This window comes from Rathayibacter sp. PhB152 (assembly GCF_003751395.1).
Taxonomy (GTDB): domain Bacteria; phylum Actinomycetota; class Actinomycetes; order Actinomycetales; family Microbacteriaceae; genus Rathayibacter; species Rathayibacter festucae.
Genome location: NZ_RJUT01000004.1, coordinates 206126 through 225703 on the forward strand (window position 1 = coordinate 206126; position 19578 = coordinate 225703).

Consider the following 19578-nt stretch of genomic DNA (forward strand, 5'->3'; position numbering starts at 1 on the left):
GATGGCGGAGCCGTTCGACGACGCCGTCCCCGAGGGTGCCGAGTCCTCCGCGCACCTCGCCGGCGTCCCCGACGAGTTCCAGCGCCTGTGGACCCCGCACCGGATGGTCTACATCCAGAAGGGCCAGCCCGGCGACGACGACTGCCCGTTCTGCGTCGCGCCGACGCTGAGCGACGAGGAGGCGCTGATCGTCGCGCGCGGCGAGCACGCGTTCGTCCTGCTGAACCTCTTCCCGTACAACTCCGGCCACCTCCTGGTCTGCCCGTACCGGCACATCCCGCTCTACGACGAGGCCACTCCCGAGGAAGTGGCCGAGATCGGCGCGCTCACCCAGACGGCGATGCGCGTCCTCCGCGAGGTCTCGAACAACGACGGCTTCAACCTCGGCATGAACCAGGGCGCCGTCGCCGGCGCCGGCATCGCCGCCCACCTGCACCAGCACGTCGTGCCGCGCTGGGCGACCGACGCCAACTTTTTCCCGATCATCGCCCGCACCAAGGCCCTGCCCCAGCTCCTCGGCGACGTCCGCGCGAGCCTCGCCGCGGCCTGGCCCCGCCCCTAGCCCCGCCGCCTCTCGAGTAGTCGCGCAGCGGCCACCTATGTTGGTCGAGTAGCCCCGCAGGGGCGTATCGAGACCCACCGTCGTCAGCAGGCCGAGTCTGCAGACTCCAGTCCCGACGCCGGTGGATTTCGATACGCCCGCTCCGCGGGCTACTCGATCAGCATGGACCGCCTCATGCCGCCCTCCTTGCCGGCCGCGCAGCCGCGTCTCGAGACCCGCCCCGCCCGCATGTCCAGCGCCGATGTCGGGCAGCCCCGTCTCGTAGACTGGACGCTGCCGTCGGCGGAAGTCGCCGCACAGAACAGGACTCGCGAACATGACCGACACCACCCCCACGTCCTCCTCCGCCTCGGAGCAGTTCGGCTCGAGCCGCGTCAAGCGCGGGCTCGCCGAGATGCTCAAGGGCGGCGTGATCATGGACGTCGTCAACGCCGAGCAGGCGCGCATCGCCGAGGACGCCGGAGCCGTCGCCGTGATGGCGCTCGAGCGCGTCCCCGCCGACATCCGCTCGCAGGGCGGCGTCGCGCGGATGAGCGACCCCGACCTCATCGACGGGATCGTCGCCGCCGTCTCCATCCCCGTGATGGCCAAGGCCCGCATCGGCCACTTCGTCGAGGCGCAGATCCTGCAGGAGCTCGGCGTCGACTACATCGACGAGTCCGAGGTCCTCTCGCCCGCCGACTACGTGAACCACATCGACAAGTGGAAGTTCACCGTCCCGTTCGTCTGCGGTGCCACCAACCTCGGCGAGGCCCTGCGCCGCATCACCGAGGGTGCGGCCATGATCCGCTCCAAGGGCGAGGCCGGCACCGGCGACGTCTCCGAGGCCACCAAGCACATCCGCACCATCTCGGCCGAGGTCAACCGCCTGAAGTCGCTGACCAAGGACGAGCTCTACGTCGCCGCCAAGGAGCTGCAGGCGCCCTACGAGCTGGTCGCCGAGATCGCGCAGACCGGAAAGCTCCCCGTCGTGCTCTTCACCGCCGGCGGTGTCGCCACCCCGGCCGACGCCGCGCTGATGATGCAGCTCGGTGCCGACGGCGTCTTCGTCGGCTCCGGCGTCTTCAAGTCGGGCGAGCCCGCGAAGCGCGCCGCTGCGATCGTCAAGGCGACGACGTTCTTCGACGACGCGAAGGTCGTCGCCGAGGCGTCCCGCGGTCTCGGCGAGGCGATGGTCGGCATCAACGTGGCCGACGTGCCCGCGCCGCACCGGCTCTCCGAGCGTGGCTGGTAGCGAGAGCGCGCCCGTCGCGGGCGAGGACGAGACCCGGGGGTCCCTCGCGGGGCTCCGGGTCGGCGTCCTCGCCCTGCAGGGCGACTTCCGCGAGCACGCGCACGTGCTGCGCGAGCTCGGCGCCGAGGTGGTGCTGGTGCGCCGCCCGGCCGAACTCGACTCCGTCGCGGGTCTGGTGATCCCCGGCGGCGAGTCCACGGTGATGGACAAGCTCTCGCGCCTGTTCGGCCTCGCCGAGCCGGTGAAGGCCGCGATCGCGGCGGGTCTGCCCGTCTACGGCACCTGCGCCGGGCTGATCATGCTCGCCGACCGCGTGCTCGACCGCATCGACGGCCAGAGCAGCTTCGGCGGCCTGGACGTGACGGTCCGCCGGAACGCCTTCGGCAACCAGCTGGACTCCTTCGAGACCGACCTCGACATCGACGGCATCGGCGACCCGCCGATGCATGCGGTCTTCATCCGCGCCCCCGTCGTCGAGGAGCTGGGGGAGCGCGCGCACGCCCTCGCCGCCCTGGCCGACGGCCGGGTCGTCGCCGTCGAGCAGGGCGCCCTGCTGGGCACCTCGTTCCACCCCGAGATCACCGGCGACTACCGCTTCCACGAGCTGTTCCTGCGCAAGGTCGCGGCCACCCGCTTCGGCGCCGACGCCTAGGGGCGCGCCGGTCTCCTCGGCCGCGGACCCGCTCGCACGGAGAGCGGGCCCGCAGGGACTGCTCAGACCTCGACGGTCGTGTTCCTCGCCGTGAGGTCCGATCCTCGGTTGTCCGCGACGTCTCCGGAGGAGTCTCCCCGCGTCGTTGCCCGGGCGGAGTGGCGGCCCGACGATGCGCTCGACGGCGGGACGGACGCGGGGGCGCCGGGTGCGGCGGCGGTGGCGATCACCGGGCTCGTCGAGGCGACCGCCGCTGAGGAGCGCCGCGCGACTCGGGGCGACGCCTTGCGGTCGACGCCGCTCTCGCAGCCGTCCGGATCTGACGTGCCTCGACAGATGTGGTCGGGGTGGTCGTGGTGGCGGCCGATCATCGTGGTGCTCCTCGTCGTGGGTCGTCTGCAGCGCGGTGCGAGCGCGCCGGGCCACCGAGAGCCTGACGGCTGAGCGCCTGCACCGACGAACCCGTGGCGCGGCCGATGTGCGCTGGCGGGATCCGACATACCGATGTGCGCCGTGCTCCTCTACTGCGACCATCGGCGGCTCCTCCTGAGGGTCGCCGCCGATCGCCTCGGCACGGCACAGTAGGGGGATGCCCGAACTCCCCGAAGTGCACGCGCTCGCCCGCGACCTCGACGAGCGCCTCGGCGGCCGCGTGCTGGAGCGACTCGACGTGTTCGCGATCTCCGCGCTGAAGACCGTCGCGATCCCGCCGTCCTCGCTCGCGGGGGAGACGGTGCACGGGGTGAGCCGGCACGGCAAGTTCCTCGATCTCGCGATCGGCGACGTGCACGTGCTGCTGCACCTGGCGCGCGCGGGCTGGGTGCGCTGGCGGCCCGAGCGGCCGACCGCGCCGGTGAAGCCGGGCCGCGGCCCGCTCGCCGCGCGCCTGATCCTCGACGACGGCTCCGGCTTCGACATCACCGAGGCCGGCACGAAGAAGAGCCTGGCGATCTCGATCGTGGCGGATCCGCGGGACGTGCCGGGCGTCGAGCGGCTCGGGCCGGATCCGCTCGACCCCGAGTTCACCCGTGAGATCCTCGGCGCGATCCTGGCCACCGCCGGTCGCGCCCAGCTCAAGGGCGTCCTCCGCGACCAGTCCCGGATCGCGGGCATCGGCAACGCCTACTCCGACGAGATCCTGCACGTCGCGAAGATGTCGCCGTTCAAGCCGGCGACACTCACGCCGGACGAGCTCGACCGCCTGTTCACCGCCCTGCACTACACCCTGGAGGAGGCGCTCGGCCGTGCCGAGGGCCTGCACGCCGCCGATCTCAAGCGCGAGAAGAAGCTCGGGATGCGCGTGCACGGCCGCACCGGCGAGGCCTGCCCGGTCTGCGGCGACACGATCCGCCAGGTGATCTACTCCGACTCGACGCTGCAGTACTGCCCCACCTGCCAGACCGGCGGGAAGCCGCTGGCCGACCGCGTCCTCTCCCGCCTGCTGAAGTAGCGCGCCATCGGCTCGGCGCGCTCGCCGCCGAGGACGTCCTCCTCGGCTCGGCTCGGAGCGGAGGAGCTCCGGTCAGACGTCGATGGTGCTGGTGGCGGACGGCAGACCCCATCCTCGGGTCGCGGAGGGATCCGGGCCCGGGAAGACCGGCCCTCGCACGATGGCGATCGTCGCGGAGAACGCGCCCGTCGGACTGGCACTGAGGCGTGTCACCGGGGGCCTGGAGGAGAAGGAGACCCAGATGAGAGTGGTGCCGAAGGGGTAGCTCTCGATGGCCGGGTACGATCCGGCGGGGAACAGGAAGCGCCCGGAGCGGGGTCCCTCGGCTACGACGCCGGTCCCCCAGGACTCGACGTCGTGTTCGACCGTGATCCTGACCTCGACGTCCTCCGCGAGCACGATCTGCCCGGTGGCGGTCCGGTCCCCGTTCACGATGACCCTGGTCTGGAAGCTGCGGGGGTAGACCCTCGACAGGATGACGCCGGCGAAGGTCCCGGTGCCGACCGGTGCGGGTGACGCGGTGGCGCCGGGAGCCGCGACGGCGGCGGCGACGACCGGGGTGGTCCATGCGGCGGCGACGGCGGTGCGGCGCGCGATGCCCGGGGGCTGAGACGAGCGGAGACCGTCGTCGTGGTGGTGGTCCTGCGTCATGGTGTGTCCTCGTCCTCGTCCTCATTCGAATCGCGGGGCCGCGCGGAGCGTTCCTGCGCGGAGCGTTCCTGCGCCTGCATCACCTTCCCGAGGGGAGGGGGCGAGCGGCGAATCTCTGGCATCGATCGTGCCGCCTGGCGGGATCCGCCGCGGGCGCGGTCTCGGCGGCGACTCCGGCCGTTCGCCCACAGCCTCTTCGTGGAGGACCGGACCTCCTCCGATCGACGCCGCAGGACCGCTCGCTCGGCCCGACCTGCCAGACCGGCGGGAAGCTCCTGGCCGACCGGGTCCTCTCCCGCCTGCTGAAGTAGCGCGCGGTCAGTTCGGCACGCTCGCCGTGGAGGACGACGCTCCGAACTGCTGGGCGGCGCCGGGGTCGGGCCCGAGGTAGACGGGACCGCGCGTGACGGTGGCCGACACGGTGAATCTGCCTTTCGGCTCTGCGCTGAGGTTCGACGTGTACGTCTCGTTGAAGGAGACCGAGGCGGTCTGGCCGCCGATCAGGTAGGTCCGGTCCACGCGGTAGGGGCCGACGGGGACGACCAGGCGGGCGGCACGGGGGCCGATCGCCATGAGCCCGGAATCCCAGTGCGAGACGTCCTGGTCGGTCGCGATGTCGACCCACGTCTCCTCGTCCAGCTGGACGGTCGACCCGGTGGTTCCGATCATGTTGATGTAGGCGGTGACGCCGAAGGTGCCGACGACGTATGTCGAGACCTTCACCCCGACGAAGGTGGAGGCGGTCACCGGCGCAGGTGACGCCGAGGCTCCGGGTGCCGCGACCGCGGCGGCGACCACCGGGGTCGTCCACGCGGCCATGACCGCGGTCCGCCGCGCGACTCCGGGCGAAGGGGACGATCGGAGCTCGTCGTCGTGCGGGGGGTGCTCGTCGGGTGTCATCGGTCCTCGTTCTCGCTCGCGGCGACCGGACGGCAGAGAGCTGCCCGGCTCGCCGGCCACTCTGCCGACGAGGGGCCGTGAGCGCCGAATCGGTGGCGCAGATCGTGCCGGTGGCTCGATCGGACGATCCCGAGCGCGCGGATCCTGCACGTCGGTGCCAGGGGCCGCGGGGCGGACCTCGGGCTCGTGGAACATCCCCCGGCTCGCTGGATCGGTCCGTTCGGACGTGCCGGACGCAGCTCCGCGTGCCGGAGAGCCGCGCCGCTGATCCCCGGCGCGCGGCACACTCTCCGACGTGCGCAATCGACCGGTTCGAGCGTGCCGGAACGCCTCTCAGAACGTGAGGACGGCCACCGCGGACGGGCGGCCGTGGATGCCGGTCGCGTACGGGTCGGGACCTCGGTAGGTGGGTCCCCGGGTCACCTTCGCCTCCACTGCGAATCGTCCCCGCGGATCGGCGGCGAGCTCGCACACGGTCTGAGGCCCCGGGTACGGGGCGGTGACCACCACGCTCCTGGTGCGGACCGTGTAGGTCTCGACGGTGGGGTAGACCCCGGCGGGGATCGTGATCGTGCCGGCCCGAGGCCCCTCGGGAACGATCCCGTCCGGCCAGACGGCGACGTCGTGGTCCGGTGAGTCGACGCGCACAACCGCGTCCTGGGGGAGGACGACCGGGGTCCCCGGAGTCCCGGTCCCGTTGAGGTACACCTCGACGCGGAAGGCCCGCGGGGACTCGCCGCCGAGGGAGGCGAGCCAGACGCCGAGGAAGGTGCCGTCCTCCTTCGGCGGCGTGGAGGCGGAGGCCGCAGGGGCGGCCGTGGCGCCCGCGATCACCGGGACCGTCCAGGCGACCGCGAGCGCCGACCGGCGCCCGATCCCCGGTGGACGATCCCCGTCCAGTCCGGTCGTGTCGTCCCTCTGCGGGTCGTTCGTCATCGCGGTCCTCGTTCTCGTCTCGGCCGCGCGGCCCTGCGTCCTGGTGGGTCATCGTCCTCGTTCGAACCGCAGGCGCCGCGCGGAGCGTTCCAGCGCCGGCATCACCTTCTCGGTGTGAGGGGACGAGGGGCGAATCTCTGGCACCGATCGTGCCGCCTGGCGGGATTGCCGCGGAGCGCGGCCTCGGCGGCGACTCCGGCCGTCCGCCCACAGCCTCCTGGCGGAGGACGGAATCCGATCCGATCGACGCCGCAGAGCTGCCCGCTCCGCCCGACCTTCCGGACCGGCGACGCGTCGGAGGCCGACCGCGTCCTCTCCCAGCTGCCGCGCTGACCGCCGGCGATCGTCAGACCGTGATCATGACGGTCTGCGACGGAAGCCCGTATCCCTGCGTGACGGACGGGTCGGGACCGGGGTAGACCGGTCCGCTCACCACAGCGACGGTCACGGGGAACGAGCCGGTCGGAGAGGCAGTGAGTCCGGAGGTCAGCTGTCCGAGCGGGGACGCGACCGAGATGCGTCGTCCGGCGATGTCGTAGATGGCGTCGACCGAGTACGAGCCCGCAGGGACGAGCAGGCGGCCCGCTCGGGGGCTCTCCGCCACGATCCCGGATCCCCAGTACGCGACGTCGTGCCCCGCCGTGATCCGGATCTCCGCGGCGCGCTCGAGCACGATCGGCGACAAGGACGTCTGAGGGACATTGAGGAGGACCGCCGTCACGAAGACACCGGAGCGGTAGCCCTGAAGAGTCACACCCAGGAACGCTCCGTCTCCCACCGGGGCGGGGGACGCCGAGGCGCCGGGAGCGGTGACCGCGGCGGCGACCACCGGGGTCGTCCACGCGGCCGTGACAGCGGTCCGCCGTGCGATGCCCGGCGGAGGGGAGGATCGGCGCTCGTCGTCGTGCGGGTGGCGCTCATCGGGTGGCATCGGTGTCCTCGTTCTCGTTCGCGTCGACTGGACGGCAGGGTGCGACCCGGCTCGCCGGCCACTCTGCCGACGACGAGCGGGCGGCGCCGCATCGCTGGCGCAGATCGTGCCGGTGGCTCGATCGGACGATCCCGAGCGCACGGATCCCGCTCGTCGGATCGTCACCGATCCGCTGGACGACGGGCTTCCGCAGAGGTCCCCGACGATCGGGTCCGTGCCGGAGGGCCGCGCGATCAACCTCCGGCTCGTGGAACCCCCTCCGGCTCGCAGAACCGCCCGGTTCCGACGAGCCGGACGCGCTTCCCGGTGCCGAAGCCGCCCTGGCATGCGTCCTCGGGCCCTCGGGCGCGGCTCGGACCGCCCCGCCCGGCGCTCGATTACACTGGACCAGCCATCAGCGGCGCCCGAGGGAGTCGCACGAACGAGATTTCCGAGGGAGCACCGTGTCCGGGCATTCCAAGTGGGCCACGACCAAGCACCAGAAGGCGATCAAGGACTCGCGCCGCGCGAAGTCCTTCGCCAAGCTGATCAAGAACATCGAGGTGGCCGCCAAGATCGGCGGCGCCGACATGTCCGGCAATCCGACGCTCGTCGACGCCGTGCAGAAGGCGAAGAAGACCTCGGTCCCGAACGACAACATCGACCGCGCGATCAAGCGCGGCGCCGGCCTCACCGGCGAGGTCATCGACTACACGACGATCATGTACGAGGCCTACGGCCCGAACGGCATCGCGCTGCTCGTCGAGTGCCTCACCGATAACAAGAACCGTGCCGCCGCGGACGTCCGCACCGCGATGACCCGCAACGGCGGCACGATGGCCGACCCGGGCAGCGTCGCCTACAACTTCGCGCGCAAGGGCGTCATCACCGTCCCGCACGGCGACGGCGTGACCGAGGACGACGTGCTCGGCGCGGTCCTCGACTTCGGCGTCGACGACGTCATCGACCACGGCGAGTCCTTCGAGGTTCGCACCGAGGCCGCCGAGCTCGTCCCGGCGCGTACGGCGCTCCAGGAGGCCGGCATCGACTACGACGCCGCCGACGTCGAGTTCGTCGCCTCGCTGCAGGTCGAGGCCGACGCCGAGACGGCGCGCAAGGTCTTCCGCCTGATCGACGCGCTCGAGGACTCGGACGACGTGCAGAACGTCTACACGAACCTCGACATCACGCCCGAGGTCCGGGCCGAGCTCGAGAACGACGAGGAGTGACCCGGTGACCCCGGCTCGTCCCGGGCGGGCGCGCTGATGCGCGTCCTCGGGATCGACCCGGGGCTCACCCGGTGCGGCGTCGGCATCGTCGACGTCGGCCGCGACCGCCGCGCGACGCTCGTGCACGTGAGCGTCCTCCGGACCCCCGCCGACGCGCCGCTCGAGCGCCGGCTGCTCGCCCTCGGCGACGGGATCGAGGCGCTGCTCGACGAGCACCGGCCCGAGGCCGTGGCGATCGAGCGCGTCTTCGCGCAGAACAACGTCAGCACCGTGATGGGCATCGCCCAGATCAGCGGCGTGGCCCTGGTCGCGGCCGCCCGCCGCGATCTCGTCGTCGGCATGCACACACCCAGCGAGGTGAAGGCCGCGGTCACCGGCTACGGATCGGCCGACAAGCGCCAGGTCACCACGATGATCCAGCGCATCCTCCGGCTCGACGCCCCGCCGAAGCCGGCCGACGCCGCCGACGCCCTCGCCCTCGCCGTCTGCCACGCCTGGCGCGGTCCCCTCGCCGCGGGCCCCGCCGCCGCCGAGGGGGAGACCGCGGCCCAGCGGGCCTGGCGCGCCGCGGAGGCCGCCACTCGAACGCCTGTTCGAGCCTCTAGACTGACGCGGTGATCTCCTCCCTCCGCGGCACCGTCCTCTCCGCTCGCGGGAGCCTCGCCGTCGTCGACGTCCACGGCGTCGGCTACGCGGTCAACGTCACGCCGCAGCACGCGCTCGAGCTGCGGGTCGGCGACGAGACCGTGCTGACGACGACGCTGATCGTGCGCGAGGACTCGCTGACCCTGTACGGCTTCCCGGACGAGGAGCAGCTCGAGATCTTCGAGCTGCTGATCGGCGTCACCGGCGTCGGCCCCAAGTCCGCGCTGGGCGTGCTCGGCGCGGTCGAGCCCGAGCGCATCGCGCAGGCCGTCGCCGACGAGGACGACGCCGTCTTCCGCAAGGTCTCCGGCATCGGCCCCAAGACCGCGAAGCTCATCATCCTGTCGCTCGCGGGCAAGCTCGCCGTCCGCCCGCGCGCCGCCCGCGGCTCCGGGCCGGGTGCGACGGCCGCCCAGAGCGTGCTCTCGGCACTCGTCGGTCTCGGCTGGCCCGAGCGCGTCGCCGCCGAGGTCGTCGACGAGATCCTGCTCGACGCCCAGGCCTCCGACGCCGCGAGCGTGCAGTCCCTGCTCCGCCTCGCCCTGGCCCGGCTCGGTCCGGCGGCGCGCTCGTGAGCGGCGACGACGTGATGGGCCCGGAGGTCGCCTCCGAGGCCGAGATCGCCTTCGAGGGCGCGCTCCGCCCGAAGAACCTCGGCGAGTTCGTCGGCCAGCGCAAGGTCCGCGGCCAGCTCGAGCTGCTGCTGAAGGCGGCGGCGATGCAGGGCCGCACGCCCGACCACATCCTGCTGGCCGGCCCGCCCGGCCTCGGCAAGACCACCCTCGCGATGATCGTGGCGGAGGAGAGCTCCTCGCCGCTGCGGATGTCCAGCGGCCCCGCGATCCAGCACGCCGGCGACCTGGCCGCCGTGCTCTCCTCGCTGCTGCCCGGCGAGATCCTCTTCATCGACGAGATCCACCGGATGGCGCGCTCCGCGGAGGAGATGCTCTACCTCGCGATGGAGGACTTCCGGATCGACATCATGGTCGGCAAGGGCGCCGGCGCGACCTCCGTCCCCCTGGATCTCGCGCCGTTCACCCTCGTCGGCGCGACCACGCGCTCGGGCCTCCTGCCGAATCCGCTGCGCGACCGCTTCGGCTTCACCGCCCACCTCGAGTTCTACGCCGAGGACGAGCTGCGCCAGGTGCTCACCCGCGCCGCGCGGCTGCTCGACCTGGACATCGACGGCGAGGCGGTCGCCGAGATCGCCGGCCGCTGCCGGGGCACCCCGCGCATCGCGAACCGCCTGCTGCGCAGGGTCCGCGACTTCGCGCTCGTGCACGGCGGCCGTGCCGACGTCACCGCGGTCCGCGCCGCACTCGACCTCTACGACGTCGACGAGCTCGGCCTCGACCGCCTCGACCGCGCCGTGATGGACATCGTGCTCACCCGCTTCGACGGCGGACCTGTCGGGCTCAACACGCTCGCGGTCTCCGTCGGCGAGGAGGCGGAGACGGTCGAGGCGGTCGTCGAGCCGTTCCTCGTCCGGATCGGGCTGCTCACCCGCACGCCGCGCGGCCGCGTCGCGACCCCGGCCGCGTACCGGCACTTCGGCGTGGATCCGCGCGGGGGAGCCGCCTCGGCCTCCCAGCGGCCCCTGTTCGGAGATGACCTATAATCTTCAAGGCCCGACGGGCCGCTCGATCCGCATGCGCCACCCCTTGTGCGCGCGGCGGATCACCCTCAACTCCGGAAGGCTCACCCATGGATCCGACGATCATCCTGCTCGTCCTGCTTCTCGCCGTGATGATCATCTTCATGTTCCGCAACAACAAGAAGCGGCAGCGCGACGCGGAGAAGATGAAGTCCGGGCTGGTCCCCGGTGTCGAGCTGATGACCGGCTCCGGCCTGTTCGGCACCGTCGTCTCGATCGACGACGACGAGAACAAGATCGTCATCGAGTCGACCCCCGGGACGCTCCTGACGATCCACCGTCAGGCCATCGCCCGCCTCATCGACCCGACCGAGAACGCGGTCGTCGCCGACGAGGACGAGGCCGAGTCCGTGGCAGCCGTCGAGTCGCCCGCGTTCGGCGAGCGCGACGCCGCGCACACGTCCGACCCGCTGGTCGACCCGATCGAGCGCGACCGCAGGCCCGACGCGCAGTAGTCTCCAGGGCGGGCAGGGTGCATCGGCACCCCGCCCGCCCTTCCACGTCCGGGGTGCGCCCCGGACCGAAGACCGTCGATCGGACGACAGGCGCGGCCCCCGGGGTCGGCGCCTGCGCGAGGATCGACGTCGACCGCAGAGCCAGCGTCGGCCGGAGAGCCGGCGCCGACCGAAGAAGAAGGTGAGCCCTGGGTGGCCGCATCAACCCCCGTCCGGAAGGCTCGGCGCTCGCTGAGCTGGCTCGGCGTCCTGATCCTCGCGCTCGTCGGCCTCAACGCCGCCGCCGTCGCCTTCGGCGGCGGCTCCTGGACGCCGAAGCTCGCGCTCGACCTCGAGGGCGGCACCCAGATCGTGCTCCAGCCCCAGCTCTCGGACGGCCAGACCGTCTCGTCCGAGCAGCTGACGCAGGCCGTCTCGATCATCCGCCAGCGGATCGACGCCGCGGGCGTCTCCGAATCCGAGATCACGACCCAGGGCTCGAGCAACATCGTCGTCTCGATCCCGGGGACGCCGGACGACGCGACGCTGCAGCGCATCGAGGCCTCGGCGAAGCTCGACTTCCGCCCGGTGCTCGTCGCCAGCCAGGCGACCAACAGCTCGGTCGGCGGCGATTCGACCGCCTCGCCCACGCCGACCCCGGTCGACCCCTCGCTCGCCACCGAGCCGACGGCCGCGCCGACCAGCGCGAGCGACCTCGCCTACATCACGCCGGCGCTCGAGGCGCAGTACACCTCCTTCGACTGCGCGTTCCTGAACGACCAGGACCCGAATCTCGCGCCGGCCGATCAGCCCCTGATCACCTGCGACGACAACGACACGGCGAAGTACATCCTCGGGCCCGTCGAGATCACCGGCGAGGACATCTCCGACGCCTCGAACGGCCTGATGACGACGTCCTCCGGCGCCAGCACCGGCACCTGGGCCGTCAACCTCTCCTTCGACGACCAGGGCACCCAGGCCTTCGGCGACGTCACCTCGCGCCTCGTCGGCCTGCAGGGGGCGCAGAACCAGTTCGCGATCGTCCTCGACGGCCGCGTCATCTCGGCGCCCTCCACCAACGCGGCGATCACCGACGGCAACGCTCAGATCTCCGGCTCCTTCACCCAGGAGTCGTCGAAGACCCTCGCCGACCAGCTGAAGTACGGCGCCCTGCCGATCGGCTTCCAGGTGCAGAGCTCCGACAGCATCTCCGCGACGCTCGGCTCGACCCAGCTCGCCAGCGGCCTGCTCGCGGGCCTGATCGGCCTCATCCTCGTCGTCGTCTACTCGATCGCGCAGTACCGCGTGCTCGGCGCGGTGACCATCGCGTCGCTGATGGTGGCGGCGATCGTCACCTACCTCGTCGTCACCCTGCTCTCCTGGCGGGAGGGACTCCGCCTCTCGCTCGCGGGAGTCGCGGGTCTGATCGTGGCGATCGGCATCACGGCGGACTCGTTCATCGTCTACTTCGAGCGGATCCGCGACGAGCTGCGCGACGGCCGCGGACTCGAGTCCTCGGTCGAGGCCGGCTGGCGGCGCGCGCTGCGCACGATCTTCGCCTCCGACATGGTGAACCTGCTCGCCGCCGTCGTGCTCTTCGCCCTCGCGGTCGGCAGCGTCCGCGGCTTCGCGCTCACGCTCGGCATCACGACGCTGATCGACCTCGTGGTGGTGATCCTCTTCACCCACCCGATGCTGCAGCTGCTCGCGACGACCAAGTTCTTCTCCGAGGGGCACAAGGCCTCCGGACTGGATCCGCGCGCACTCGGCGCGGTCTACCGCGGCCGAGCGGCGTTCCGTCCGCAGGACGCCGTGCTCGCCGGCAAGGGCGCCTCGGGCAAGGGCTCCTCCGCCGCCCGCGAGGCCGCCCGCCGCCAGACCATCGCCGAGCGCAAGGCCGCCGAGGCGGCCGCCGCGCGCAGCTCCTCGAACGACTCGAACGGGAAGGACGCGTGATGGCCAGCTTCTCGCAGTTCGGAAACGACCTCTACACCGGCAAGCGCTCGGTCGACTTCGTCGGCCGCCGGCGCACCTGGTACCTCATCTCGATCGCGATCATCCTGCTCACCGTGCTCGGCACTGCGGCGCGCGGTGGCTTCAACTTCAGCATCGAGTTCACCGGCGGCTCGGAGTTCACGGTCACCTCACCGGAGAACCTGGACCAGACCGCGGCGACGGACGCCGTCACCTCGGTCTCGCCCGACGCCGTCCCGCGCGTCTCGATCGTCGGCGACGACTCGATCCGGGTGCAGACCAGCCAGCTGTCGACCGACGAGTCGACCCAGGTCCGCAACGCGCTGTCCGAGGCGTACTCCGTCCCGACGGAGCAGGTCGCGTCGTCCTTCATCGGCGCCGCCTGGGGCTCGGACGTCACGCAGCAGGCGGTCCGCGGCCTGATCATCTTCGTGATCCTCGCCGCCCTGGCGATGTGGGCGTACTTCCGGACCTGGAAGATGTCCCTCGCCGCGATCGTCGCGCTCCTGCACGACCTCGTGATCGTGGCCGGCGTCTACGGCATCACCGGGACGGAGGTGTCGCCGGCGGCGGTCATCGGTCTGCTGACGATCCTCGGCTACTCGCTCTACGACACCGTCGTGGTCTTCGACAAGATCCGCGAGAACACCGCGGAGGCGCTCGGCAGCACCACGAAGACCTTCTCCGAGACGGTCAACCTCGCCGAGAACCAGACGCTGGTGCGCTCGATCAACACCTCGATCGTCGCGGCCCTGCCGGTCGCCGCGATCCTCGTGATCGGCGCCTTCGTCCTCGGTGCCGGCACGCTGCGCGACATCTCGCTCGCCCTGCTGATCGGCATCATCGTCGGCACCTACTCGACGATCTTCGTCGCGGCCCCGCTCTACGCGCAGCTGCGCAGCGGCGAGGCCGAGATCGGCAAGCACGACAAGCGTGTCGTCTCGGCCCGCGAGCGCGCCGCGACCCCCGTTGTGCAGGGCTGATCGTGGCCGACTACGCACAGGTCACCGCCGCGGACGCGATCGGCCTCGTCGAGCGCGACGAGGTGTGGCTGCTCGACGTGCGAGAGCCCCACGAGTGGGCGCTCGGGCACGCCGCAGCCGCGCACCACATCCCGATGGGCAGCATCGGCGAGCGGCAGGACGAGCTCCCGCGCGACGCGGCGATCCTCGTCGTCTGCCACTCCGGCGTCCGCTCGGCCATGGTCGTCCAGGCGCTCGACGGTGCCGGCTACGAGACGGCGAACATCGAGGCCGGGATGACTGCCTGGGCGGCCGCCGGCGGCGAGGTCGTCGACGATGAGGGACGTCCGGGCCGGATCGACTGACCGCGGGCCTGTCCGCTCCCGGCGGACCGGTCACGAGGCGCCCCGCGACGGGCGATAATGAGGCGATGGAGATCTCCGCGTGAGCGACACCACGACCACGTCCTCGACCGCCGCCCTGCGCCGGCTGGTCCCGCGGATCTTCTCGCGCGCACAGCCCTCCGGGGCGGTCGATACGCTCGTCCGGACGGTGCGGACGCACCACCCCAAGAGCGACATCGCGCTGATCGAGCGGGCCTACTCGGTCGCCGAGCGTGCGCACGCGAACCAGAAGCGCCGCAGCGGCGAGCCGTACATCACGCATCCGCTGGCCGTCGCGCAGATCCTCGCCGACCTCGGCATCGGCTCGAAGACGATCGCCGCCGCGCTGCTGCACGACACCGTCGAGGACACCGACTACAAGCTCGACGAGCTCCGCGCCGACTTCGGCGACGAGGTCGCGATGCTGGTGGACGGCGTCACCAAGCTCGACAAGGTCAAGTACGGCGACAGCGCGCAGGCCGAGACCGTCCGCAAGATGATCGTGGCGATGTCGAAGGACATCCGCGTGCTCATCATCAAGCTGGCTGACCGCCTGCACAACGCGCGCACCTGGGGCTTCGTCCCCGCCGAGTCCGCGGCCCGCAAGGCGACCGAGACCCTCGAGATCTACGGGCCGCTCGCGAACCGCCTCGGCATCCAGGCGATCAAGTGGGAGCTCGAGGACCTGTCCTTCGCGGTGCTCTACCCGAAGATCTACAACGAGATCGAGAGCCTCGTGAAGGTGCGGACCCCGCAGCGCGAGGAGTTCGTCCAGAGCATCATCGACCTCATCGGCGAGGACCTGCGGGCGGGCAAGATCCGCGGCCGCGTCGTCGGCCGGCCGAAGCAGTACTACTCGATCTACCAGAAGATGGTCGTCCGAGGCCGCGACTTCGACGAGATCTACGACCTGGTCGGCATCCGCGTGCTGGTCAACTCGGTGCGCGACTGCTACGCCGTGCTCGGCTCAATCCACGCGCGCTGGAGCCCGATGCCCGGGCGCTTCAAGGACTACATCGCGACTCCCAAGTTCAACCTGTACCAGTCGCTGCACACCACGGTGATCGGGCCGAAGGGCCGCGCGGTCGAGATCCAGATCCGCACCAACGAGATGCACCAGCACGCCGAGTTCGGCATCGCGGCGCACTGGAAGTACAAGGAGCAGATGGCGACGGGCAAGGTCGCCTCCGGTTCGAACGACACCGACCTCGCCTGGCTCGCGCACCTCTCCGACTGGCAGTCCGAGACGACCGACCCGAACGAGTTCCTCGACTCCCTCCGCTTCGAGATCGGGGCGAAGGAGGTCTACGTCTTCACGCCGAAGGGGCGGGTCATCGGCCTGCCGACCGGCGCGACCCCGGTCGACTTCGCCTACGCCGTGCACACCGAGGTCGGCCACCGCACCATGGGGGCGAAGGTCAACGGGCGCCTCGTGCCGCTCGAGTCCTCGCTGACCACCGGCGACGTCGTCGAGGTCTTCACCTCGAAGAACCCCGACTCCGGTCCGAGCCAGGACTGGCTCAACTTCGTGCAGAGCCCGCGGGCCCGCAACAAGATCCGCCAGTGGTTCACCAAGGAGCGCCGCGACGAGGCGATCGAGCAGGGCAAGGACTCCATCGCGCGGGCCATGCGCAAGCAGAACCTGCCGCTGCAGAAGCTGATGAGCCAGGACACCTTCACCGAGGTGGCCAGCCAGCTGCGCTACAACGACGTCGAGGCGCTCTACGCCGCGGTCGGCGAGGGGCACGTCTCCACCCAGTCGGTGCTGGAGAAGGTCGTCGCGACCATCCAGGGCGACCCGGAGTCGGACGAGCACGAGGTCACCCTCCCGCGCTCCCCGCGTCCGCGCAGCCGCAGCAGCGAGTCCGGGGTCCTGGTCAAGGGCGCACCGGACATCCTGGTCAAGCTGGCGAAGTGCTGCACCCCGGTTCCGGGCGATCAGATCGTCGGCTTCGTCACCCGCGGCGCCGGCGTCTCGGTGCACCAGGCCAACTGCCACAACGTGCAGGAGCTGCTCAAGGAGCCGGAGCGGATCGTCGACGTCGAGTGGGCGCCGTCCTCGAAGAGCATCTTCCTGGTGCAGATCCAGGTCGAGGCGCTCGACCGGTCCGGCCTGCTCAGCGACGTCACGCGCGTGCTCTCCGAGCACCACGTGAATATCCTGTCGGCCACGGTCTCCACCTCCAGCGACCGACTGGCGATCAGCCGGTTCGTGTTCGAGATGGGCGACACGACGCACCTCGACCGGGTGCTCAACGCCGTCCGTCGGATCGACGCCGTCTACGACGTCTACCGGGTGAACGCGGGCTGATCGGCCGGCGCGGCCAGCGCAGTACCCGGGCTCAGGGTCGGGTCAGCTGAGCGCCGCGGTCAGGCGGAGCAGGGCGATCCGGCGGCTCGAGACCGGAGGGCCGCTGTCCAATCGCTCGAGCACCCGCTCGAGCGAGACGCCGCTGACGGCCGCGAGGCTGCGCAGGAGGTCGTCGTCGCAGGTGCTGCGGGTGCGCGCCAGATCGATCAGGGTGCGCTCGGGGGTCGTGACGGAGCAGCCGCCGAGGAGCACGACGTCCTCGTCGGTGAGCCGGACCTCGTGGAAGCGCACCCGCGCGAGCATCGGCGGGTGCAGCCGGTTCCGTCGGTCGATGGAGGCGCTGTGCACCGGGGGAGCGGCGGGCATCGCGCCGTGCACCCAGGCCGCCGACAGCCGGTCCGCCACCGCCTTCGACGGGACGACCGCCCGCAGCGCCGCGCCGCGCTCGGCCGGGCCGACCGGCAGATCGGCGAGGAGGAAGCCCTCGTCGAGGGCGACGACCTCGCCGTCGAGACGGGCGGCGCAGAGCTCCGCGAGTGGCAGCTGCCCCGGGAGCAGCACGGAGGGCAGGAGGCGCGTCATCCGCCCATGCTGGCCGAGCCGCGGCCCCCGCGGGACATCCGGGACACATCTGTGGACGGATCCGCCCGAACCAGCGCTGTGCGGTTCCCGCCTGCGAGCGGTGGGTCTCGATACGCCGCCTCCGGCGGCTACTCGACCAGCATGCCGGTCACGGGCGCGTGCTCATGCTGATCGAGTAGCCCGCGCAGCGGGCGTATCGAGATCCACGTCGTCCGAGGAGTGGGTCTCGATACGCCGCCTCCGGCGGCTACTCGACCGGCATGCCGGTCACGGACGCTTGTTCATGCTGATCGAGTAGCCCGCGCAGCGGGCGTCTCGAGATCCACCTCGCTCGAGGAGTGGTTCTCGGTACACCCGGGATCAGCCCAGGGCGTCCAGCCACACCTTGCGGGCGTCGAGGGCCTCCTGGGCCTGGGCGATGGCGGCACGGTCGCCGCGGGCCTTCGCCTCGTCGAGCTCGTCCTGCAGCTTCTGGATGGCGGCGGTCAGCTGCGAGGCGAGACCCTCCGAGCGCGCCTTGCGCTCGGGGTTGCTGCGGTTCCAGTGCTCCTCGTCGAGCTTGCGCACGTGCGCCTCGACCTTGCGGAGGCGGTCCTCGACGGTGCGCACCTGCTCGCGCGGCACGCGGCCGACGGCGTCCCAGCGCTCCTGGACGGAGAGCAGCACGCGCTTGGCCTTCTCGCGGTCCTGCTCCTGCAGGAGCGGCTCCGCCTCCTCGAGGAGGGCGAGCTTGAGGTCGAGGTTCTCGGTGTACTCGACGCTCTCCTGCGCGACCACCTCGGCCTTCGCGCCGTAGATCGCGTCGCCGGCGGCCTTGAAGCGCGCCCAGAGGGCGTCGTCGAACCGCTTGCCCGCGCGACCGGCCACCCGCCAGCGCTCGAGGAGGGCCCGGTACTCCGGGATCGCCTCGGCACCGCGTGAGACCAGGGCGTCGGCCTGATCGATCAGCGACTGCTTGGCCTGCTTGGCCTCGCGGTGCGCCGAGTCGAGGTCGGCGAAGAACGCCTTGCGGTTCTGCTCGATCGTCGTGCGCGCTCCGCGGAAGCGGCGCCACAGCTCGTTGGCGTCGTTCTTGGGGAGGCGCGGACCCTGCTGCTGGTGGCTCTGCCAGCGGGCGAAGAGGTCGTCGATCGCGGCGCTGGCCTGCTTCCACTGCGTCTTCGCCGGGTCGACGGCGGCCAGCGCCTCGGCCTCGGCGACGATCGCCTCGCGGTGCGCGATCGCGTCGCTGAGAGCGGCCTTCGTCTCGGCGGCCTGCTGCTCGGTCAGATCCTCGACCGAACCGCTGAGCGCGCTGACGCGGGCCTGCAGGGCGTTGAGGTCGCCGACGGCGTGCGCCTGCGAGATGGCCGCGGTGAGCGTCTGCACCCCGCGCGACACGTCGTTCGCCGGAGCGCCGCGCTTGGCCCGCTGCTCGAGCAGGGAGACCTGCCCGGCGAGCTCGGTGTACTTGCGCTCGTAGTAGGCGAGGGCCTCCTCGGGAGTCGCGTCGGGGTACTGGCCGACCTCGCGCTCCTCGTCGCCGACGCGGACGTAGACCGTGCCGTCGTCGCCCACGCGGCCCCACGGCTGCCGGGCGCCCGCCTGCGGGCGGGGAGCCGTCGGGACGGCGGGAGGCACCGCGCCCTCGGGAGTCGTCGCCTCCTCGGAGGTCGAGGCCTCGTCGGAAGTCACCGCCTCGTCGGAGGGCACCGCCTCGACGGTGGTCGCTGCCTCCTCGGGTGCCGCCACGTCGTCGGAGGTCGCCGCCTCGGCCGTCTCGGATCCGGACGTCGCCGCCTCGGGGGAGTCCTCTCCCGTCTCGGGAGCGTCCGTCTCGGCCGGGCCGTCGGCGCCCTCGGGGGCGCCGGTGCTCTCGGGAGCGTCGGTCGTCTCGGAGGACGCGCTGTCGTCGGGTGACACGGTGCCGGGGGTGGACACGGTGTCGATGTCGCCGTCTGGAGTCAGCATCGGGTGCCGCCTTTCGCTGTCGTCCCGCCCCTCGGCCTCGGTGCTCGACAGCCGGAGGCCGACGACCGCGCTCAGCCGCGAACGGGCAGTGACGACAAGCCTATTGCACTCCCCGCGCCCCCGTTCGTCCGCGGTCCCGCGGGTCGTGCGCGCCGCTCG

The 19578-nt window shown here is 71.7% G+C and carries 20 protein-coding genes; 13 read left to right on the forward strand and 7 right to left on the reverse strand.

What is annotated here, in order from left to right; translation table 11 throughout:
- The first annotated feature begins 1 nt into the window (after position 1).
- The 3 genes from EDF36_RS10910 (at position 2) to pdxT (ending at position 2448) form a co-directional block, all read left to right on the forward strand.
- The gene (locus tag EDF36_RS10910) at positions 2 to 562 is read left to right on the forward strand and encodes an HIT domain-containing protein (RefSeq protein ID WP_123733032.1); all 561 of its coding nucleotides are present in this window, start codon (positions 2 to 4) and stop codon (positions 560 to 562) included.
- Between the two features lie 316 nt (positions 563 to 878).
- On the forward strand, positions 879 to 1796 hold the full coding sequence (pdxS, locus tag EDF36_RS10915; protein WP_123446185.1) for a pyridoxal 5'-phosphate synthase lyase subunit PdxS: 918 nt from the start codon (positions 879 to 881) through the stop codon (positions 1794 to 1796).
- A gap of 73 nt (positions 1797 to 1869) precedes the next feature.
- Positions 1870 to 2448 carry a pyridoxal 5'-phosphate synthase glutaminase subunit PdxT gene (gene pdxT, locus EDF36_RS10920; protein WP_243582549.1) on the forward strand — a complete coding sequence of 193 codons (579 nt, stop codon included), beginning with the start codon at positions 1870 to 1872 and terminating at the stop codon, positions 2446 to 2448.
- 62 nt (positions 2449 to 2510) lie between these two features.
- Here the strand turns inward: pdxT and EDF36_RS20915 are convergent, their stop codons facing one another.
- Positions 2511 to 2819: a hypothetical protein gene (locus EDF36_RS20915; RefSeq protein ID WP_148060021.1), complete on the reverse strand. Its 309-nt coding sequence runs from the start codon at positions 2817 to 2819 to the stop codon at positions 2511 to 2513.
- 218 nt (positions 2820 to 3037) lie between these two features.
- On the opposite strand from EDF36_RS20915, the gene EDF36_RS10930 reads away from it, so the two are divergent.
- Complete coding sequence (locus tag EDF36_RS10930; RefSeq protein WP_123733035.1) at positions 3038 to 3898, forward strand: Fpg/Nei family DNA glycosylase; 861 nt, start codon at positions 3038 to 3040, stop codon at positions 3896 to 3898.
- Positions 3899 to 3970: 72 nt separating this feature from the next.
- Here EDF36_RS10930 and EDF36_RS21275 read toward each other — a convergent pair whose 3' ends face one another.
- The 4 genes from EDF36_RS21275 to EDF36_RS10955 form a co-directional block, all read right to left on the reverse strand.
- Positions 3971 to 4549 carry a hypothetical protein gene (locus EDF36_RS21275; protein WP_185020446.1) on the reverse strand — a complete coding sequence of 193 codons (579 nt, stop codon included), beginning with the start codon at positions 4547 to 4549 and terminating at the stop codon, positions 3971 to 3973.
- A 318-nt stretch (positions 4550 to 4867) separates the two neighbouring features.
- On the reverse strand, positions 4868 to 5368 hold the full coding sequence (locus tag EDF36_RS10945; RefSeq protein WP_185020447.1) for a hypothetical protein: 501 nt from the start codon (positions 5366 to 5368) through the stop codon (positions 4868 to 4870).
- 414 nt (positions 5369 to 5782) lie between these two features.
- Complete coding sequence (locus EDF36_RS10950; protein WP_123733039.1) at positions 5783 to 6385, reverse strand: hypothetical protein; 603 nt, start codon at positions 6383 to 6385, stop codon at positions 5783 to 5785.
- Positions 6386 to 6731: 346 nt separating this feature from the next.
- A complete protein-coding gene (locus EDF36_RS10955) occupies positions 6732 to 7316 on the reverse strand; it encodes a hypothetical protein (protein ID WP_123733040.1) in 585 nt (194 codons plus the stop codon).
- Positions 7317 to 7759: 443 nt separating this feature from the next.
- Between EDF36_RS10955 and EDF36_RS10960 the strand changes: the two genes are divergently transcribed.
- The 9 genes from EDF36_RS10960 (at position 7760) to EDF36_RS11000 (ending at position 16887) form a co-directional block, all read left to right on the forward strand.
- Positions 7760 to 8524, forward strand: a complete 765-nt coding sequence (locus EDF36_RS10960) for a YebC/PmpR family DNA-binding transcriptional regulator (protein ID WP_123446193.1) — start codon at positions 7760 to 7762, stop codon at positions 8522 to 8524.
- Positions 8525 to 8560: 36 nt separating this feature from the next.
- Positions 8561 to 9142, forward strand: a complete 582-nt coding sequence (gene ruvC / locus EDF36_RS10965) for a crossover junction endodeoxyribonuclease RuvC (RefSeq protein WP_123733041.1) — start codon at positions 8561 to 8563, stop codon at positions 9140 to 9142.
- The gene (gene ruvA / locus EDF36_RS10970; RefSeq protein WP_123704431.1) at positions 9139 to 9744 is read left to right on the forward strand and encodes a Holliday junction branch migration protein RuvA; all 606 of its coding nucleotides are present in this window, start codon (positions 9139 to 9141) and stop codon (positions 9742 to 9744) included. The genes ruvC and ruvA overlap by 4 nt, the downstream gene beginning before the upstream one ends.
- 14 nt (positions 9745 to 9758) lie before the next feature.
- A complete protein-coding gene (gene ruvB, locus EDF36_RS10975; protein WP_123446196.1) occupies positions 9759 to 10787 on the forward strand; it encodes a Holliday junction branch migration DNA helicase RuvB in 1029 nt (342 codons plus the stop codon).
- Positions 10788 to 10873: 86 nt separating this feature from the next.
- The gene (yajC, locus tag EDF36_RS10980; protein ID WP_123446197.1) at positions 10874 to 11278 is read left to right on the forward strand and encodes a preprotein translocase subunit YajC; all 405 of its coding nucleotides are present in this window, start codon (positions 10874 to 10876) and stop codon (positions 11276 to 11278) included.
- 192 nt (positions 11279 to 11470) lie between these two features.
- Positions 11471 to 13213, forward strand: coding sequence for a protein translocase subunit SecD (secD, locus tag EDF36_RS10985; protein WP_123733042.1), 1743 nt, complete (start codon positions 11471 to 11473; stop codon positions 13211 to 13213).
- The gene (gene secF, locus EDF36_RS10990; RefSeq protein ID WP_123446199.1) at positions 13213 to 14214 is read left to right on the forward strand and encodes a protein translocase subunit SecF; all 1002 of its coding nucleotides are present in this window, start codon (positions 13213 to 13215) and stop codon (positions 14212 to 14214) included. The genes secD and secF overlap by 1 nt, the downstream gene beginning before the upstream one ends.
- Before the next feature lie 2 nt (positions 14215 to 14216).
- The gene (locus EDF36_RS10995; protein WP_123733043.1) at positions 14217 to 14558 is read left to right on the forward strand and encodes a rhodanese-like domain-containing protein; all 342 of its coding nucleotides are present in this window, start codon (positions 14217 to 14219) and stop codon (positions 14556 to 14558) included.
- Between the two features lie 79 nt (positions 14559 to 14637).
- Positions 14638 to 16887 (forward strand): bifunctional (p)ppGpp synthetase/guanosine-3',5'-bis(diphosphate) 3'-pyrophosphohydrolase, encoded by a 2250-nt coding sequence (locus EDF36_RS11000; RefSeq protein WP_123733044.1) that lies wholly within the window; start codon positions 14638 to 14640, stop codon positions 16885 to 16887.
- Positions 16888 to 16929: 42 nt separating this feature from the next.
- On the opposite strand, the gene EDF36_RS11005 is transcribed toward EDF36_RS11000, so the two are convergent.
- Both EDF36_RS11005 and EDF36_RS11010 read right to left on the reverse strand, forming a co-directional pair.
- Positions 16930 to 17469, reverse strand: a complete 540-nt coding sequence (locus EDF36_RS11005; RefSeq protein ID WP_123733045.1) for a type IV toxin-antitoxin system AbiEi family antitoxin — start codon at positions 17467 to 17469, stop codon at positions 16930 to 16932.
- Positions 17470 to 17829: 360 nt separating this feature from the next.
- Positions 17830 to 19419 carry a DUF349 domain-containing protein gene (locus tag EDF36_RS11010; RefSeq protein ID WP_123733046.1) on the reverse strand — a complete coding sequence of 530 codons (1590 nt, stop codon included), beginning with the start codon at positions 19417 to 19419 and terminating at the stop codon, positions 17830 to 17832.
- Positions 19420 to 19578 lie beyond the last annotated feature (159 nt).

Bases quoted from the DNA above. Each gene is read 5' to 3' on its own strand.
- EDF36_RS10910 (WP_123733032.1), top strand. From the start codon at position 2: ATGGCGGAGCCGTTCGACGACGCCGTCCCCGAGGGTGCCGAGTCCTCC.
- pdxS (WP_123446185.1), top strand. From the start codon at position 879: ATGACCGACACCACCCCCACGTCCTCCTCCGCCTCGGAGCAGTTCGGC.
- EDF36_RS20915 (WP_148060021.1), bottom strand. From the start codon at position 2,819: ATGATCGGCCGCCACCACGACCACCCCGACCACATCTGTCGAGGCACG.
- EDF36_RS10930 (WP_123733035.1), top strand. From the start codon at position 3,038: ATGCCCGAACTCCCCGAAGTGCACGCGCTCGCCCGCGACCTCGACGAG.
- EDF36_RS21275 (WP_185020446.1), bottom strand. From the start codon at position 4,549: ATGACGCAGGACCACCACCACGACGACGGTCTCCGCTCGTCTCAGCCC.
- EDF36_RS10945 (WP_185020447.1), bottom strand. From the start codon at position 5,368: ATGGCCGCGTGGACGACCCCGGTGGTCGCCGCCGCGGTCGCGGCACCC.
- EDF36_RS10950 (WP_123733039.1), bottom strand. From the start codon at position 6,385: ATGACGAACGACCCGCAGAGGGACGACACGACCGGACTGGACGGGGAT.
- EDF36_RS10955 (WP_123733040.1), bottom strand. From the start codon at position 7,316: ATGCCACCCGATGAGCGCCACCCGCACGACGACGAGCGCCGATCCTCC.
- ruvC (WP_123733041.1), top strand. From the start codon at position 8,561: ATGCGCGTCCTCGGGATCGACCCGGGGCTCACCCGGTGCGGCGTCGGC.
- ruvB (WP_123446196.1), top strand. From the start codon at position 9,759: ATGGGCCCGGAGGTCGCCTCCGAGGCCGAGATCGCCTTCGAGGGCGCG.
- yajC (WP_123446197.1), top strand. From the start codon at position 10,874: ATGGATCCGACGATCATCCTGCTCGTCCTGCTTCTCGCCGTGATGATC.
- secF (WP_123446199.1), top strand. From the start codon at position 13,213: ATGGCCAGCTTCTCGCAGTTCGGAAACGACCTCTACACCGGCAAGCGC.
- EDF36_RS11005 (WP_123733045.1), bottom strand. From the start codon at position 17,469: ATGACGCGCCTCCTGCCCTCCGTGCTGCTCCCGGGGCAGCTGCCACTC.
- EDF36_RS11010 (WP_123733046.1), bottom strand. From the start codon at position 19,419: ATGCTGACTCCAGACGGCGACATCGACACCGTGTCCACCCCCGGCACC.